The 15,639-nt window shown below is 46.4% G+C and carries 17 protein-coding genes and 1 riboswitch; of the genes, 1 reads left to right on the top strand and 16 read right to left on the bottom strand.

The window, feature by feature from the left end:
• Window positions 1-11 precede the first annotated feature (11 nt).
• From VIG27_RS12740 to VIG27_RS12790, 11 genes are all read right to left on the bottom strand, one after another.
• Window positions 12-1,022, bottom strand: a complete 1,011-nt coding sequence (locus tag VIG27_RS12740) for an ABC transporter substrate-binding protein (protein WP_394522895.1) — start codon at window positions 1,020-1,022, stop codon at window positions 12-14.
• 28 nt (window positions 1,023-1,050) lie between these two features.
• On the bottom strand, window positions 1,051-1,812 hold the full coding sequence (locus tag VIG27_RS12745; RefSeq protein ID WP_394522896.1) for an ABC transporter permease: 762 nt from the start codon (window positions 1,810-1,812) through the stop codon (window positions 1,051-1,053).
• Window positions 1,781-2,077: a thiamine-binding protein gene (locus VIG27_RS12750; protein ID WP_394522897.1), complete on the bottom strand. Its 297-nt coding sequence runs from the start codon at window positions 2,075-2,077 to the stop codon at window positions 1,781-1,783. Before VIG27_RS12750 ends, VIG27_RS12745 begins: the two co-directional genes overlap by 32 nt.
• A gap of 59 nt (window positions 2,078-2,136) precedes the next feature.
• Window positions 2,137-2,248: riboswitch (TPP riboswitch) on the bottom strand.
• Window positions 2,249-2,308: 60 nt separating this feature from the next.
• Window positions 2,309-4,387 carry a heavy metal translocating P-type ATPase gene (locus tag VIG27_RS12755; RefSeq protein WP_394522898.1) on the bottom strand — a complete coding sequence of 693 codons (2,079 nt, stop codon included), beginning with the start codon at window positions 4,385-4,387 and terminating at the stop codon, window positions 2,309-2,311.
• A gap of 84 nt (window positions 4,388-4,471) precedes the next feature.
• Entirely contained in the window at window positions 4,472-4,747 is a 276-nt protein-coding gene (locus VIG27_RS12760; protein ID WP_394522899.1) for a DUF6110 family protein, read from the bottom strand.
• A 105-nt stretch (window positions 4,748-4,852) separates the two neighbouring features.
• Entirely contained in the window at window positions 4,853-5,467 is a 615-nt protein-coding gene (locus tag VIG27_RS12765; protein WP_394522900.1) for an HD-GYP domain-containing protein, read from the bottom strand.
• Window positions 5,468-5,520: 53 nt separating this feature from the next.
• Window positions 5,521-6,012: a transcriptional repressor gene (locus tag VIG27_RS12770; RefSeq protein ID WP_394522901.1), complete on the bottom strand. Its 492-nt coding sequence runs from the start codon at window positions 6,010-6,012 to the stop codon at window positions 5,521-5,523.
• 60 nt (window positions 6,013-6,072) lie between these two features.
• Window positions 6,073-6,213, bottom strand: coding sequence for a FeoB-associated Cys-rich membrane protein (locus VIG27_RS12775; RefSeq protein ID WP_394522902.1), 141 nt, complete (start codon window positions 6,211-6,213; stop codon window positions 6,073-6,075).
• Between the two features lie 65 nt (window positions 6,214-6,278).
• Entirely contained in the window at window positions 6,279-8,462 is a 2,184-nt protein-coding gene (gene feoB, locus VIG27_RS12780; RefSeq protein WP_394522903.1) for a ferrous iron transport protein B, read from the bottom strand.
• Between the two features lie 72 nt (window positions 8,463-8,534).
• Window positions 8,535-8,753, bottom strand: coding sequence for a FeoA family protein (locus tag VIG27_RS12785; RefSeq protein ID WP_394527578.1), 219 nt, complete (start codon window positions 8,751-8,753; stop codon window positions 8,535-8,537).
• 21 nt (window positions 8,754-8,774) lie between these two features.
• Window positions 8,775-8,990, bottom strand: coding sequence for a FeoA family protein (locus VIG27_RS12790; protein WP_394522904.1), 216 nt, complete (start codon window positions 8,988-8,990; stop codon window positions 8,775-8,777).
• Between the two features lie 183 nt (window positions 8,991-9,173).
• On the opposite strand from VIG27_RS12790, the gene VIG27_RS12795 reads away from it, so the two are divergent.
• Entirely contained in the window at window positions 9,174-9,533 is a 360-nt protein-coding gene (locus VIG27_RS12795; RefSeq protein ID WP_394522905.1) for a metal-dependent transcriptional regulator, read from the top strand.
• A 51-nt stretch (window positions 9,534-9,584) separates the two neighbouring features.
• On the opposite strand, the gene VIG27_RS12800 is transcribed toward VIG27_RS12795, so the two are convergent.
• The 5 genes from VIG27_RS12800 to VIG27_RS12820 form a co-directional block, all read right to left on the bottom strand.
• Complete coding sequence (locus tag VIG27_RS12800; RefSeq protein WP_394522906.1) at window positions 9,585-11,645, bottom strand: M13 family metallopeptidase; 2,061 nt, start codon at window positions 11,643-11,645, stop codon at window positions 9,585-9,587.
• A 90-nt stretch (window positions 11,646-11,735) separates the two neighbouring features.
• Window positions 11,736-12,830, bottom strand: a complete 1,095-nt coding sequence (rpsA, locus tag VIG27_RS12805) for a 30S ribosomal protein S1 (protein WP_394522907.1) — start codon at window positions 12,828-12,830, stop codon at window positions 11,736-11,738.
• On the bottom strand, window positions 12,811-13,662 hold the full coding sequence (gene ispH, locus VIG27_RS12810) for a 4-hydroxy-3-methylbut-2-enyl diphosphate reductase (RefSeq protein ID WP_394522908.1): 852 nt from the start codon (window positions 13,660-13,662) through the stop codon (window positions 12,811-12,813). Before ispH ends, rpsA begins: the two co-directional genes overlap by 20 nt.
• A gap of 2 nt (window positions 13,663-13,664) precedes the next feature.
• A complete protein-coding gene (gene cmk, locus VIG27_RS12815) occupies window positions 13,665-14,351 on the bottom strand; it encodes a (d)CMP kinase (protein WP_394522909.1) in 687 nt (228 codons plus the stop codon).
• Entirely contained in the window at window positions 14,348-15,604 is a 1,257-nt protein-coding gene (locus VIG27_RS12820; RefSeq protein WP_394522910.1) for an NAD(P)/FAD-dependent oxidoreductase, read from the bottom strand. The genes cmk and VIG27_RS12820 overlap by 4 nt, the downstream gene beginning before the upstream one ends.
• Window positions 15,605-15,639: the final 35 nt, after the last annotated feature.

Here is a 15,639-nt window from a genome sequence, read left to right on the forward strand (position 1 = left end):
CTCCTCATCTTTTACTGGGGCAGATAATCGTTTGAAAAACCGGTATTTTCCGGAATCTCAGCTTTTGACAGCCCCTTTTCATTGAGCCAGTTATAGAACCGGTTCCAACGTTCCGGGTCAATATATCCCCAGACATCCACGTCTGCCTGATATTGATCGGCCAGATATTTCTGGCTTTTCATTACAAGTTTTTCATCAAGCTCCGGGGCAGCTTTAAGTAAAATTTCTGCCGCTTCTTCCGGATTCTTTACCGCATCTTCATAGCCCTTGCTCAAAGCACCCAGAAAGGCCCTTGCAGTCTCAGGATCCCTTTCCAAAAAATCATTGCCCGCAATAATGACAGGGGTATAGTAATCAAATACAGGGTTTATATCCTTAAAGGCAAAATAGTCGGTATCCAAGCCTTCCAGATCCATCTTTATGCCAGCCCAGGCATAAAAGATCCAGATCGCGTCCACAGATTTTGTTTTTAAGGCAGAAACTTCATCGGTCACTGTACTTGGAATCATCTCGACCTTGGAAAAATCGCCTCCGTCGGACTCCATTACATCTTTGATCATAGCTTTTTCCACCGGATTGTCCCAGGTGGCATATTTCTTTCCTTCCAGCCCCTTGGGGGATGCCATGCCTTCCCCTTTCCGGGATATGATTCCCGAGGTGTTGTGCTGAATCACCGCAGCCACTGCTGTGATGGGAAGAGCGTCATCTCCCACCAGTGCAGGTGCCATGGTATCCTGGAAGGACATGCCAAAGTCCGCTTTTCCTGAAGCGACCAGCACCTCTGCGCCATCCTCCGGCGGCTGAACGATCTCAACGGACAGTCCTGCATCTTTAAAATATCCCTTTTCCTGTGCCACATAAAGGCCGGTATGATTGGTGTTGGGCGTCCAGTCAAGGACAAAAGTAACCTTTTTCAAAGACCCTGTTTCTCCATTGGCTGCCTGCTTTTCCTGCTTCTGGCAGCCGGTCAGTGATGCGGCAAAAGCCGCTGCAATAAGAATTGCCAAGCCTGTTTTTTTCATGCTTTCCTCCATAGTCTGAAACTGTCTGTCAACGGTCCTCCCAAGGCATGCATTTTTTCGCCAGCATGTCCACGCCTTTCATAAGCAGGAGACTGATGACAGATATAAGAAAAATAACTGCAAACATCTTATCAAAGGCAAATGCCTTCTTCACCCGGGTCATATATACGCCCAGCCCGCCAAAGCCTCCCAGCCATTCCGAAATGACTGCCCCCACCACCGCATAGGAGGCGGAGATCCGGAGACTGGAAAAAAACTGCCCCATGGCTCCGGGAAGCTTGATGTAACGGAAAATGCTGAAGGTTCCGGCTCCCATAGACCTTAAAAGATTTACCGCATCCGGATCTGCGGATTGAAAGCCGTTTAAAAGCCCTATGGTGACCGGGAAAAATGTGGTCAATACAATCAGGATGACCTTTGGAGTCATCTCATAGCCGAACCATAACACCAAAAGCGGAGCCAGAGCTACCGTGGGTACGGTCTGTGTCAACACGATCAGGGGGTAAAACGCCCGGTAAAGTCCAGCAAAATGGTCCATCACCACGGCAATGACAAAACCGGTGGCCACACCCAGAAAAAGTCCGGCAAATGCCTCTGTCAGTGTTATCTTTGCATGCTCCATAAGTGCCGGAAATTCGGTTAGAAACGCATTTCCCACACTTAGGGGCGATGGCAGCAGGTAAGAATCCACCAGCCCGAAGTAAGAGATCCCCTGCCACAGAAAAAGAAGCCCCAAAACCGCAGAACAGGACCACAGGTTATTGGTGATGCTTCGTGACTTTCTTTTCAATCGTTAAAACCTCTCCTTCCGGCCGGTAAGTAACTTTGATATAAGCGGCCACAGACGGAGCACCGGCACGGATGGCAATATGCTGACATTCCTTTACCACATCCATCAGTTCGTCGTAATCGCCTTCTATGGCTGTTTCAAAAGGTCCTACATAATAATTAAGTCCGGTGCTTTTGATATAATCAATCACCTGATCTACAATACGGATTAATTCCTCATCATTTTTTGCTTCCGGAAGTGACTGGATCGCTACGCTTGCATTCATATATTTTCTCTCCTTTTTTATAAATACAGAAAACCCGTCCGGATATCCGGGCGGGTCTACAGGCTGTGCCTTAAAGTCTCCTACGCTGGCATTATCCAGATCAGGTTACAGGGTTCGGAACAATTCTGTTCCATCTCAGCCGGACTTTCTCCAGCACCCCTTTTTATTTTCATTGCAAGTATACATCCAACCGCCGGGAAAGTCAAGCGGCACCAATCATTCCTGCACCAATCACTCCTCTAACAGATTCTGCATTCCTCCCAGGCTGATCCCAATCGTGGACAGATTGTGGAGAAGGGCAGAAGTCGTGGGTGCTATGATCCCTGCCGCGCCCAAAAGGATGAGGCTGGTGTTGATGCCAACGATATTCCGGTAATTGCTGTGAATTCGTTTCATCAGGCTGTCACTCAACAGCTTTAAGGTGACGATTTCAAAGAGATTGTCTGCTGCAAGGGTGATATCCGCTATCTCTCTTGCGATCTCCGCTCCGTCGCTGATGGCGATGCCCACATCTGCGGCAGAAAGGGCCGGAGAATCATTGATCCCGTCTCCCACCATGATGACCACATTGCCTGCCGCTTTTTCCTGCTCGATAAAACGGGCCTTCTGCTCCGGCAGGACTTCTGAGTAATACTCATCCACGCCGACTCTGGCTGCTACCGCCCTGGCCGTCCGCTCACTGTCTCCGGTCATCATGACCACCTTGCGGATTCCTGCTTTCTTTAAGGAATTGATTACCGCTCCTGCCTCTTCCCGGAGAGGGTCCTCCACACAAATCACGGCTGCCAGCTTCTGGTCCATGGCAAGGTATAGATGGCTGCAGTCTGAGGGAAGCCGGTCAAAGGTCTCCCGGTAAGCTTCATCCACCGTACAGGCCTCATCTTCAAATACAAAATGATAGCTGCCAATGACCACCTTCCTGCCCTCAATATAGGAGGCAATGCCATGGGCTACAATATAATCCACTTTAGAATGCATTTCTTCATGCTCCAAGCCCATATCCCTGGCTGCTTTCACCACAGCCTTTGCCATGGAATGGGGAAAATGTTCCTCCAGACAGGCTGCGATCCGAAGCATCTCTTCCTTGCTTTCCCTGCCAAACGTCACCACTTCCTTTACCGTAGGTCTTGCCTTTGTCAGAGTACCGGTCTTATCAAAAACCACCACAGCGGCATCGGCCACTGCCTCCAGGTATTTTCCTCCTTTTACGGTCATGTGATACATGCTGGCCTCGCGAATGGCAGAAAGCACAGAGATAGGCATGGCAAGCTTTAAGGCACAGGAAAAGTCCACCATAAGAACAGAGATGGCTCTGGATACATTTCTGGTGAGCAGCCAGGTCAGGCCGGTCCCTAAAAGAGTATAGGGCACCAGCCGGTCTGCCAGATGTCCTGCCTTGCTTTCCAGGGAAGACTTCAGTTTTTCTGACTCTTCTATCATGGTAACGATCTTTTCAAACCGGGTGGAACCGGACACCTCCCGGACTGTGATGACAAGCTCGCCTTCTTCCACCACCGTTCCGGCATATACATAGCCTCCGGCTTCTTTTTTCACCGGAAGGGATTCTCCCGTAAGGGAAGCCTGGTTGACCATTGCCTCACCCGAAGCCACAGTGCCGTCAAATGGAATGACATTCCCCATATGGACCACGACTTTATCGTTCTGTCTGACGGAGGAAGCATCTACAAGCACCTCCTGGGCGCCGCTTACAAGCCATACCCTGTCCACATGCAGGGACATGCTTCTGGCCAGATCCCCTACCGATTTTTTATGGGTCCATTCTTCTAACAGTTCCCCGATCCCAAGCAGGAACATGACAGAACCGGCGGTCTCCGCTTCCCCTCTTATGAGAGAAACGCCAATGGCTATGGCATCTAAAACCGCCACTTCCATCTTTCGGAGCAAAAGGCATTTCAGTCCTCTTATGATGTATTTTATGGATTTTATGCCAATGGCAAAAGGCCGTATGGAAGCGGGAACTAACAGCTTTCCCGCTGCTCTGAAAAGTACCTTTAAGACCAGCTTTTCCTGATAAAATGCATTCAGCTCCCGTCCGGAATGTTCCAGAACCGCCGGCGGCACTTCCACCCTTTGATAATCAAACTGCTTCAGCGCCTTTATGACCTCTTCCCGTCTGCCGGTATAAGTAATAACTGCATCCGCTGTCCGCTCCCGGACCTTCACGGATGTTATTGTTTTTATTCCATGCAGATAATAAAGCAGTGTATCCGCTTCCCGGTAAGTCATCCGTCTCTGCACCAAATGGATTCTTAGCCGTCCTGGTATTTCATGTTTTATGATAAACTTCACGTCTGCACCTCCGTACAGAAAACGGGGCCAAAAACCACCGGCCCCGCTCTGTCATATTCTTTTGTAGTCTGGCGGTTTTAACCTTTATGCTTGTGCACCTTCAGCTTCTTCCACGGCGGCAGCTTCCTTTAATTCACGTTCTTCATTGATCTGCTTTGCTTCTGCAAGAATATCTTCCGCATTCTCCTGAATGGTTGTTGCAGTCTTCATCACACAATCCTTTGCCCGAAGAGCGGCTGCGGTACAGTTGGTATAAACTTTTTTTGCATCCTTGCTGGCAAGAAGCTTAATACCGGCAGTTCCAAACAGGATTCCTCCAATAAAAATCCCCATATTTTTAATTTTAGAAATATCCAACATCTTTTGTATCCTCCTTTGAATTACCAATTATTTCCTATTATTACATCATCATAGCAGGTGTGTTTTCGGTTAGTCAAAGATAATTGTTTCATGTGATAATTTTTCTCATTTTCGTGCAGCAGCCGTTACCTCAGACCAATGCAGCAGTGCCAAAGCTCCGATCTCCGGGTCATACATCAGTCCCAGATTGTCTTTGATCTCTTTATAGCAGTATTCCAAGGAATAGGCAGTCCGGTACCCCCGGTCAGAGGTCATGGCATCAATGGAATCGCAGATGGCAATGATTCTGGCTCCCATAGGGATTTCCTTTCCCTTTAGGCCCTCCGGATACCCTTTGCCGTCGTATCGCTCATGGTGATATAAAACAATATCTTTTAGTTCATTCAAATGCCTGGATTTGCTTAAAATATCGGCACCTATCCTGGGGTGTTTTTTCATGGCATTCCATTCTTCTCTGGAAAGTCTGTCCGGCTTATTAAGGACCGCGTCGGGAACACCGATCTTACCGATGTCATGAAGATGAGCCGCAATGTGGATCTTCTCCACCTCGTCCTGGGGAAGTCCCAACCGCGCAGAAAGGGTCAGCGCCATATCGCTGACCCTTTGAGAATGCCCTGCCGTATAAGGGTCTTTTGCATCGAGTGCACTTACAATGCACTCGATGATTTCATGGTAATCAATCCCATCCCTGCATAACTCAAATCCTGTTCCTGTATTCATATTTTACATGCTCATTTCTTTGGTTAGTATTAGCTAACTTCAGATCAACAAGATTAATAGCAGCCGGCCTGCTCACACTCACATGGTTTTACCGATATGGATGTGATCTTCTGGTCATTCAAATAGCCGCACGCAGAAAGTCCTGCCCTCACCACCGAATTCCAGTTTTTTGCAGACAAGTGATATGTGGTCTCATCATCCAGTACCACGGTACATGCATCCTCCATGGAACAGGTTTCTGAGTAAGCGATCTTGTACATGTTCTTGCGGCTGATTGCTCCGATTTCTTCCAGGACATTTACCATCCGGTAAACGGTTGCGGCACCGATGCTCTCGTCAACCTTCGATGCTTTATAATATATCTCCTTACAACTGGAGCATTCATGTTCCAGAATAATATCCAGCAGCGTGAGGCGCTGTTTTGTTATTCTGCATCCTTTTTCCTTCAGCTTTTCAATGATAAGCTCTTTCTGCATTTTTGATCTGTGATAGCTTCTGGAATCAGTCACTTTTCTTTTTTCACTGATAATATTGCGGTCTTCCATTTGGGCACCTCCATTTACTGTAATAAGGGATTTTAACCATTCACCTTCCGGATGCAGTCTTTAGTGACTGCAATGTCCTCCGCAATCTTTGCATGACACACCGCATTGAATGGATTTTCCGTTTTTCTTGTCACGAATCATACTCTTAACAATCAACGCCACCGCGCCGACGACAACCAATAACACAACCATTGTTCCCATAGAGAACCTCCTTATATTTCGAGCCTGCACATATCATGCAGGCTCATATTAACGTGTACTGCCGCTTATTTTGCGCCTGCTACACTTTTGAAATTTGCTTTTGATCTCTTAGTATCCTTCGCTGGTCTTACCAACAGGTAAATGAATCCTGCAATCAGAACAAAGGCTACTGCTGTAAAGATTCCGAATGTTCCAGTTGTGATCAGCATACCAATCTGGTAAACACAAAGTGCTACCACATAGGCAAGAAGTGTCTGATAACCAATTGCAAACCAGAACCAGCTCATATTATTCATTTCTCTTTTGATTGCACCCATAGCTGCAAAACATGGAGCGCAAAGAAGATTAAATACCAGGAAGGAATAAGCAGCAATGGTTGTCATGCTTCCTGCAAGAGTTCCCCAGATCTCGCTGCCATCTTCTGCAACCTCTGCAAATCCGTAAAGAACTCCAAAGGTTCCGACAACGTTCTCTTTTGCAATCAGACCCGTAATTGCGGCAACTGCAGATTTCCAGTCCCCCCAGCCCAGAGGAGTAAATATCCAGCTGATGGTTCCGCCGATCGCTGCCAGAATACTGTGATCAAGTTCCATGGTATCCAACATTCTGAATTTTCCGTCTACCCAGCCGAAGTAAGAGGTAAACCACACAAAAATGGTAGCTAAAAGAATGATCGTTCCAGCTTTCTTAATAAAGGACCAGCCACGTTCCCACATGCTTCTTAAAATGTTACCAACGGTAGGCATATGATATGCCGGAAGCTCCATAACGAAAGGAGCCGGATCGCCAGAAAATCTTTTGGTCTTTTTCAGAATAATACCAGAGCAGATAATTGCTGCAATACCTACAAAGTAGGCACTTGGAGCTACCCATGCTGCACCTCCGAATAATGCACCTGAGATCAGGGCAATGATCGGAAGTTTGGCTCCACACGGAATAAATGTGGTAGTCATGATGGTCATCTTACGGTCACGGTCATTTTCAATGGTACGGGAAGCCATAACACCGGGAACGCCGCATCCGGTACCGATTAACATCGGAATAAAGGATTTACCGGAAAGACCGAACTTACGGAAAATACGGTCCATAATAAAGGCAACTCTTGCCATATATCCGCAGCTCTCAAGGAAAGCAAGGAAAATAAAGAGAACCAGCATCTGAGGTACGAAACCTAAAACAGCACCAACACCAGCCACGATTCCGTCAAGAATCAGGCCCTGGAGCCAGTCTGCACAGCCTACAGCTGTCAAAATGCCTTCAACAACAACCGGAACACCTGGAACATCAATGCCAAAGAAGCTGAAGCCATCGCCAAATACACCTTCATTGGCCCAGTCTGTTGCCCAGGTACCTACCGTTGTAACGGACACATAATAAACAAGGAACATAACCGCCGCAAAGATCGGCAATGCCAGAAAACGGTTTGTAACAATACGGTCGATTTTATCCGATACCGTAAGCCTTTCGGTTTTGTTTCTTGTAAAGCATTCATTTATGATAGAGGAGATGAACACATAGCGCTCATTGGTAATAATACTCTCCGTATCATCATCCAACTCCCGCTCAATCATACGGATCTCTTCGGATACATCAGGAACCCGCTTTAACTGGCTTCCGATCTTGCTGTCCTTTTCCAAAAGTTTGATTGCAAAGAAACGTTTCTGTTCCTCAGGAACATCATTTCCTAACTTTTCTTCTATAGAATCTAATACGCTTTCCAATTCCGCCTGGAATTTGTGAACGGGAATGCTGCTCTTTTTCTGCTTGGCAACGGCAACAGCCCTTTCAGCGGCCTGCTGAATCCCGGTTCCCTTTAGTGCGGAGATTTCTACGACCTCACAGCCCAGCTTCTGACTCAGCTTGCTGATATGTATCTTGTCTCCGTTCTTCTCAACGATGTCCATCATATTGATAGCCATGACTACAGGGATTCCCAGTTCCATAAGCTGGGTGGATAAGTATAAGTTACGTTCAATGTTGGTACCGTCCACGATATTTAAAATCGCATCCGGACGTTCTCCGATCAAATAATTTCTGGCTACTACTTCTTCCAGTGTGTACGGAGAAAGGGAATAAATACCAGGAAGGTCCATGATGATAACATCCTTATGCCCTTTTAACTTTCCTTCCTTTTTCTCCACTGTAACTCCGGGCCAGTTCCCCACAAACTGGTTGGATCCCGTAAGCGCATTAAACAGCGTTGTCTTTCCGCAGTTTGGATTACCTGCTAATGCAATCTTAATTGACATACTCTACCTCTTTCTGCCTGTAAGCATTAATTTGTTTGGCATTAGTTTTACCTAACTCTTATGTAAAAAAAACTACTCCACAACAATCATTTCCGCATCCGCTCTTCGGAGGGATAATTCATAACCTCTCACGGTAACTTCAACAGGATCACCAAGAGGGGCAACTTTTCTTACGAAAACATCGACTCCTTTCGTGATCCCCATGTCCATAATCCTTCTTTTTACCGGGCCTTCACCGGTCAGCTTGATTACCTTTACGGTTCTTCCGCATGGAACTTCCTTCAATGTCATCGTCATCTTCTTTTCTCCTTTTTATCCTACCATGATTTTGTTGGCCATATCTTTTCCAATTGCAACTCTGGAATCTTTCACATTAACAATCATGTTTCCTCCGATTTCAGACACAACAGTCACGACCCCGCCGGTAACAAACCCCAGGTTTTCCAAAAAACGTCTTGTTTCTTCTTTTCCTCCAACCTTACGGATTATATTTGGCTCACCGGCCTTTACCATTGTCAAAGGCATCATTCGTCATCTTCTTTCTTTTTATATTATTGATAATCATTTCCATTTCCTGAAGGTTAGTATATGCTAACTTGAGGGAGTTGTCAAGATTTTTATTGATTTATTTTATCAATAAATTATCATTTGATGTTGTTCCTTCCTTATGCTATACTGAAACTATCAATTTAAATTGAGGTGACGCGATCTATGCATACGAATGAATCATCGGAAAACTATTTGGAAGTCATACTGATTTTGAGCAAGACCCGCCCGGTAGTACGCTCCGTGGACGTGGCCGAGGAGCTTGGTTTTAAAAAATCCAGCGTTAGCGTTGCCATGAAAAATCTTCGGGAAAGAAATCATATTACGGTTACAAAGGAGGGCTATATCTATCTGACCGATGCCGGAAGGGCAATCGCTGAGATGATCTATGAACGGCATGAACTTCTTTCTGGATGGCTGGTGAAACTGGGCGTATCCAGGGAGACCGCAGATGAAGATGCCTGCCGGATCGAACATGTCATCAGTCAGGAAAGCTTTGATGCGCTGAAAAACCATATCAAATGACAAAAGGACCGTATCCGGACATTGCCTTCCGGATACGGCCTTTTTATTTTTTTACCAGATCTTTACCCGTTTATCCGGCGCCGCATACATGCCATCGCCTTCCTTTATCTCCGGATATGCCTTATAAAAGGCATCTGTGGCACGAAGAACGGCATTGACTCTCACCTTTGCCGGAGAGTGAACATCGGTGTTCAGTCTCTTAATCATGGCTTCCGGGGTATATTTGGAGGCCCAAATGGTGGCATACTGACGAAACAAAAGCTTTAATGCCTCCGTGTCCTCTCCTGCGATCTGAGTGATGCAGGCCAGGGAACCAAGATCTGCTATATTTTCATCAAGGGTCTGCAGACCGTTTACCTTCCGTCCCTCAAATCCTTCCTGTGCATTGTAGTAAGCCGCCACCCGGTCCGCCCTCTCCTTAAATGCTGCACGGTCTTCTCCGGACCACCATACGTGATAGTTTCCATTTTCATCATATTGGGAACCGGAGGAATCAAAGGCATGGCTGACTTCATGGGCGATGACCATTCCTATTCCTCCAAGATTTGACGCATACGCTGCATTGGGATCATAAAAAGGAGCCTGAAGTATTGCCGCCGGAAATACGATCTCATTGCCTGTAGGATTATAATAGGCATTGACGGTCTGAGGGGTCATGGCCCATTCTCCTTTATCCACGGGCCTGCGTACCTTTTCCTTTTGCACCCCATGCCTGGCCTTCACAAGGGACAGGATGTTATCAATAAAATTCCCTCCCTGCTCTGCCGGCCGGACAGAAGCATTTTTATAATCATCGGGCCATTGATCGGGATATCCGATTTTCAGTGTCATGTGGTCCAGCTTCCGGACTGCGGCTTCTTTGGTTTCCTCTCCCATCCAGTCCAGCGCCAGAATTTGGCTTTTATAGGCATTTAGAATCTGCCGGACCATTTCTTCAATGGCCTTTTTCTCTTCTTGGGAAAACTGTTTCTCCACATAGAGCTGGCCGAATTCAAAGCCCAGCATGTCCTGAGTCATTTCACTGGCCATTTTCTCATCGGATTTGTTTTCCTTGATCCCGTTTTGAAGATTGTGCCAGTCTCTGTAATTGTCACGGATCTCCGGTGTAAGATAGATCCCAAAATCATTGATCAGGCAGAATATGGTGTAATTTTTAAGAAGCGGCAGAGAGTCCTCCGTCAGATAGCTGCCCAGCTTTTTCATCTGTTCTTCCTGGCTGACCACATATGTGTCAAGGCCGGAGAGTCCGGCTGACTGGATAAAACGGTCTATGGTTCCCTCCGGGAAAAGTTTTTTCAGTTCTTCCAGGCTATAAGGATTATAAATGACTCCAGGATCATTCTGCTTGCTTAAAGGGAGGGCGCTTTTTGCCAGATCTTTCTGAAATGCAAGAATATCTGCCGCTGCCTTTTTTGCCTCCTCCTGGCCCATGCCGGAATATTTGAGGGTCCTTTCCATATATGCCTCGTAACTTTTTATCAATTCCGCCTGTGACTCATCCTCCAGGGTTTCCTTTCCCGGTCCCAAGTCTGCTCCGTCTAAGTACAGGGCGTACCGGGTAGAATCCTTTAAATCTTCATACCACTGTGGCAGAATGATGCTGCCAAAGCCGATATCCGAATAGATGGTTCCTGCAGCGCGTAAGTACTCATCCAGGCTGGACGCATTTTTTATGCTGTCCATATAAGGCTTTAACTGACCAAATCCAGCCGCTTCTCTCCCATTCGTATCCAGGGCGGTCAGATACAGGTCTGCAATCTTCTGCTGGAGTGATCCAGGTGCTGCGTTACTCCGGTTTTTGACCGTCCCGGTCAGGGTCTCATGAAGGTCCTCATAAGCCTTTTTGTCCAGTTCATAAAAATAGCTCCAGTGATTGGAATCCTTTGGGATCTCTTTTTCTTTTAATACCTTTTGATTTACATATTCATAAAAATCATCTGCTAATTTCACCTTATCTCCGGTCTGTTTTTCTTCCCGTTTCGCCTCCCCCTGCACATTGACCGGCTGAGCATTGGTCTCTTCCGGCAAAACTTCCTTCTGGCTCCTGCAGCCCGACATCAGAAAAGACAGCATCAGCAGAAGTGCCAGACACAAACTGGTTTTTCTTTTCATAATTTCCCTTTCCTGTTCTTACTGGATTTTGGTATTCAAAAAAGGAAGTGGATCGCTCCACTTCCTTATCTGATCTATCTCTTATTATGTTTAAGCTTCGTCAGAATATACAGAAGAATCTTCCATATCTTCCTGCACCTGAAGTGCTTTGATGCTTAAACTGATTTTTTTATCATCTTCGTTGAAATCAACGACTCTTGCTTCGATCTCCTGGCCGATAGAAAGTACATCGGAAGGCTTTTCTACATGTTCTCTGGAAATCTGGGATACATGAAGCAGTGCGTCAACACCTGGTTCCAGTTCTACGAAAGCACCGAAATCCGTCATACGTGCAACTCTTCCGCTTACTACATTTCCTACTGCATACTTATCAGATGCATCTTTCCAGGGATTTGTCTCAGGGAACTTTAAGCTTAATGCGATCTTATCGCCATTGATGTCCTTGATTAAAACTTTAATCTTTTCTCCGGCCTTGAATGCCTTTTTCGGGCTTTCTACTCTGCCCCAGCTCATCTCAGAGATATGAAGCAGACCGTCTGCTCCGCCAAGATCAATGAATGCACCGAAATCCGTTACGTTCTTGATCGTACCTTCTACCACATCTCCTGGCTTGATTCTGCTGAATAATTCCTTCTGCAGCTCTGCTCTCTTAGCAACCATGAGCTGTTTTCTGTCGCCAATGATTCTTCTTCTTCTGGGATTGAATTCTGTAATGATGAAATCGATTTCCTTGTCTGCATATTTGGATAAATCTTTTTCGTAAGTATCGGATACCAGACTTGCAGGAATAAAGACTCTTGCGCCCTCTACAACAACACTCAACCCACCGTCAAGCACCTGTGCAACTTTTGCAGTAAGTACTTCGTGGTTTTCAAATGCTTCTTCCAGTTTTTTATTGCCTCTGTCTGCAGCCAGTCTCTTGTAAGACAGTGCAACCTGGCCTTCGCCGTCGTTTACCTTGATGACTTTGGCTTCCATCTCTTCTCCAACCTGAACAACAGTTGTGAGATCGAAATTCTGGTCATCCGTGTACTCGCTACGCGGAATAATGCCGTCAGACTTGTAACCTATATTCAAGACTATTTCATCTTCTTTTACGTCGATGACTTTACCAGTGACGATCTCTCCTGTACGTATGGTTTTTAATGATTCTTCTAACATTTGTTCAAAACTTAATTCTGACATTAGTATGAACCTCCTCGATAATATGATTCGGGGTTGAAGCCCCGGCTGTAATACCTACGCTGCGCACAGAATTTACACAATCAGGATCTAAATCACCTAGTGTCTGGATATAGTAAGTATTCTTACATTCCCTTCGGCATATGTCGTACAGCTTCTGGGTATTAGAACTGCTCTTTCCGCCAATGACAATCATGGCATCCACTTCTGAAGCTATCCGCTTTGCTTCCACCTGTCTTTCCTGTGTTGCATTGCAAATCGTATTTAAAACAAGTATATCATACCTCGTTTTAGAAATTTTTTCAACTAAATCTTGAAATTTATTGTAATTAAATGTCGTCTGTGATACAATACACAGCCTTTCTCCTTCTGACAAAGGTAAGGTTTCCACTTGTTCGGGTGTTTCCAATACTAGAGTATTGACATTTCCCCAGCCTTTAATACCCTGTACTTCCGGATGCGATTCATTTCCAATGATGATCAGGCGTCTTCCGGCCTGATTCTGTTCTTCTGCGATACGGTGGATCTTTCTCACATAAGGACATGTGGCATCAATGATTTCGATTCCGTTTTCTTCCATGATTTTATAAATCTGTCTGCCTACTCCATGGGATCTTATGACAACCACAGCGTCCCGGATCTGCTTTAATTCCTCTTCGGTATTTATGACCTTTACTCCCTTTTCCTCTAAATCCTTTACCACTTCTTCGTTGTGGATAATGGGACCATAGGTATAGATGGGCTTATCGTTTCGATTCAGTTGTTCATAGACCTGCTCCACGGCCCGTTTCACGCCAAAACAGAATCCTGCTGATTTCGCAATCACAACTTCCATGTCTACTTCTCCCCTCTCTCTTTCTTCTGCTTGAATAATTCCACGATCTGCTCTTCCACTTGTCTGGCTGTCATGGATGAAGAATCCACGAAAACAGCATCTTCTGCCTGCTTTAACGGGGAGACTTCCCGGTTCATATCCCGGTTGTCCCTCTCAATGATATCTTTTTCTATGTCCTCTAACGTATACTCTGTTCCGCTGTTACGAAGCTGGCCAAACCGTCTTCTGGCACGCACCTTGCTGCTTGCGGTCAGATAGATTTTAAGATCTGCATCCGGAAGGACGCAGGTTCCGATATCTCTGCCATCCATAATGACATTTTCTTTTTCTGCCAGTTTCTTCTGGAGCTCCACCAGCTTTTTGCGCACCGGAAGATAGACTGAGGTGGCGGAGGCCATGGCGCTGACTTCTCCTGTCCGGATCAAGCCGGAAACATTCTCTCCGTTTAAAAGCACCTGCTGCTCTCCGTTTTTGTAGGCAATGGTCACATTCACCTCTTCGGCAGCCCGTGATATGGCGGCCTCATCGGAAGAAGGAATCCCATTCCTCAAAAAATAAAGTGCCATGGCACGGTACATGGCTCCTGTATCAACATATACGAAATGAAGCCTTTCTGCAACGGATCTGGCAATGGTGCTTTTTCCTGCTCCGGCAGGTCCGTCGATCGCTATGTTATAAACCTTTTTCATCGTTCGTCTTTCTCCTCTCCGGCAGCACTCCCTGCGGCCCAGCCGGTGGACCAGGCAATCTGCAGATTAAACCCTCCGGTCACCGCATCCAAATCAAGCACTTCCCCTGCGAAATAAAGTCCTGAGATGAGTTTTGATTCCATGGTGGAGGGGTTGACCTCTTTCACTGAAATACCTCCCTGAGTGATGATGGCCTCGTTATAGGCCCGGAGCCCGGTAAGCGTGAGGGTAAATGCTTTGGTTGACTGAATGATCTTCTGCCGTTCTTCCTTTGTGATCTCATTGACCTTTTTTTCCGGCGGTATACCGCTTCGGTCTACCATGACCGGAACCAGCTTGGCCGGATATAAATGATTCAATGCATTTTTAAACTGCCGGTTGATGGACTCTTCAAATTCACGCAAAAGTCTGGCATCAAGCTGCTCTGCCGAAAGAGCAGGCTTTAAATCAATGGAAAGAGTCAGAGGGCCTTTTTTTAACTCTTTTGCCGCATAGCTGCTGGCGCTCAAAAGTACAGGGCCGCTGACACCGTAATGGGTAAAAAGCATCTCTCCGAATTCTTTATAAATGACCTTCTTTCCCCTGGAAACCGTGGCTTCCACATTGCGCAGAGACAATCCCTGAAGTTCTTTTACCACCGGTTCCTCTGCCACAAAGGGAACCAGGGCCGGAGACAGCGGCGTAACCGTATGTCCTGCTTCCTTTGCCAGTTCATAGCCATCTCCGGTGGAGCCGGTGGCCTGGTAGGAAAAACCGCCGCAGGCAACGATCACCGCATCTGCGAAAACCGTTTCCTTCTTTCCCCCGTTCTTTATGACAAGGCCCGTTACTGCGCCGTTTTCCATGAGGAGATGTTCTGCCTGAGACCGGTAGTGAATGGTAACTCCCAGCTCCAGAAGTCTCTGGTTTAAGGCCCGGATCACGTCGGAGGACTTGTCTGTCACCGGAAATACCCGGTTGCCCCTCTCGGTCTTCAACGGACAGCCAAGGCTTTCCAAAAGGTTCATCATATCAAAATTGGTAAATCCATAAAAGCTGCTATATAAAAATTTGGCATTGGTCACCACATTACCGAATAATTCTTCGGTGTCACAGGCATTGGTCACGTTGCAGCGTCCCTTTCCTGTAATGTAAACTTTTTTGCCAAGTTTTTCATTTTTCTCAAAAATATGGACGGTACTGCCCTTCATGGCTGCTGCTATACCAGCCAGCATCCCTGCAGCGCCCCCGCCCACGACTAAAACCGTATTCATACCGTTTCCTCCTGGTTCATTCACTCCTTTTCTAC

The organism is Lacrimispora sinapis, assembly GCF_043633585.1.
Taxonomy (GTDB): domain Bacteria; phylum Bacillota; class Clostridia; order Lachnospirales; family Lachnospiraceae; genus Lacrimispora; species Lacrimispora sinapis.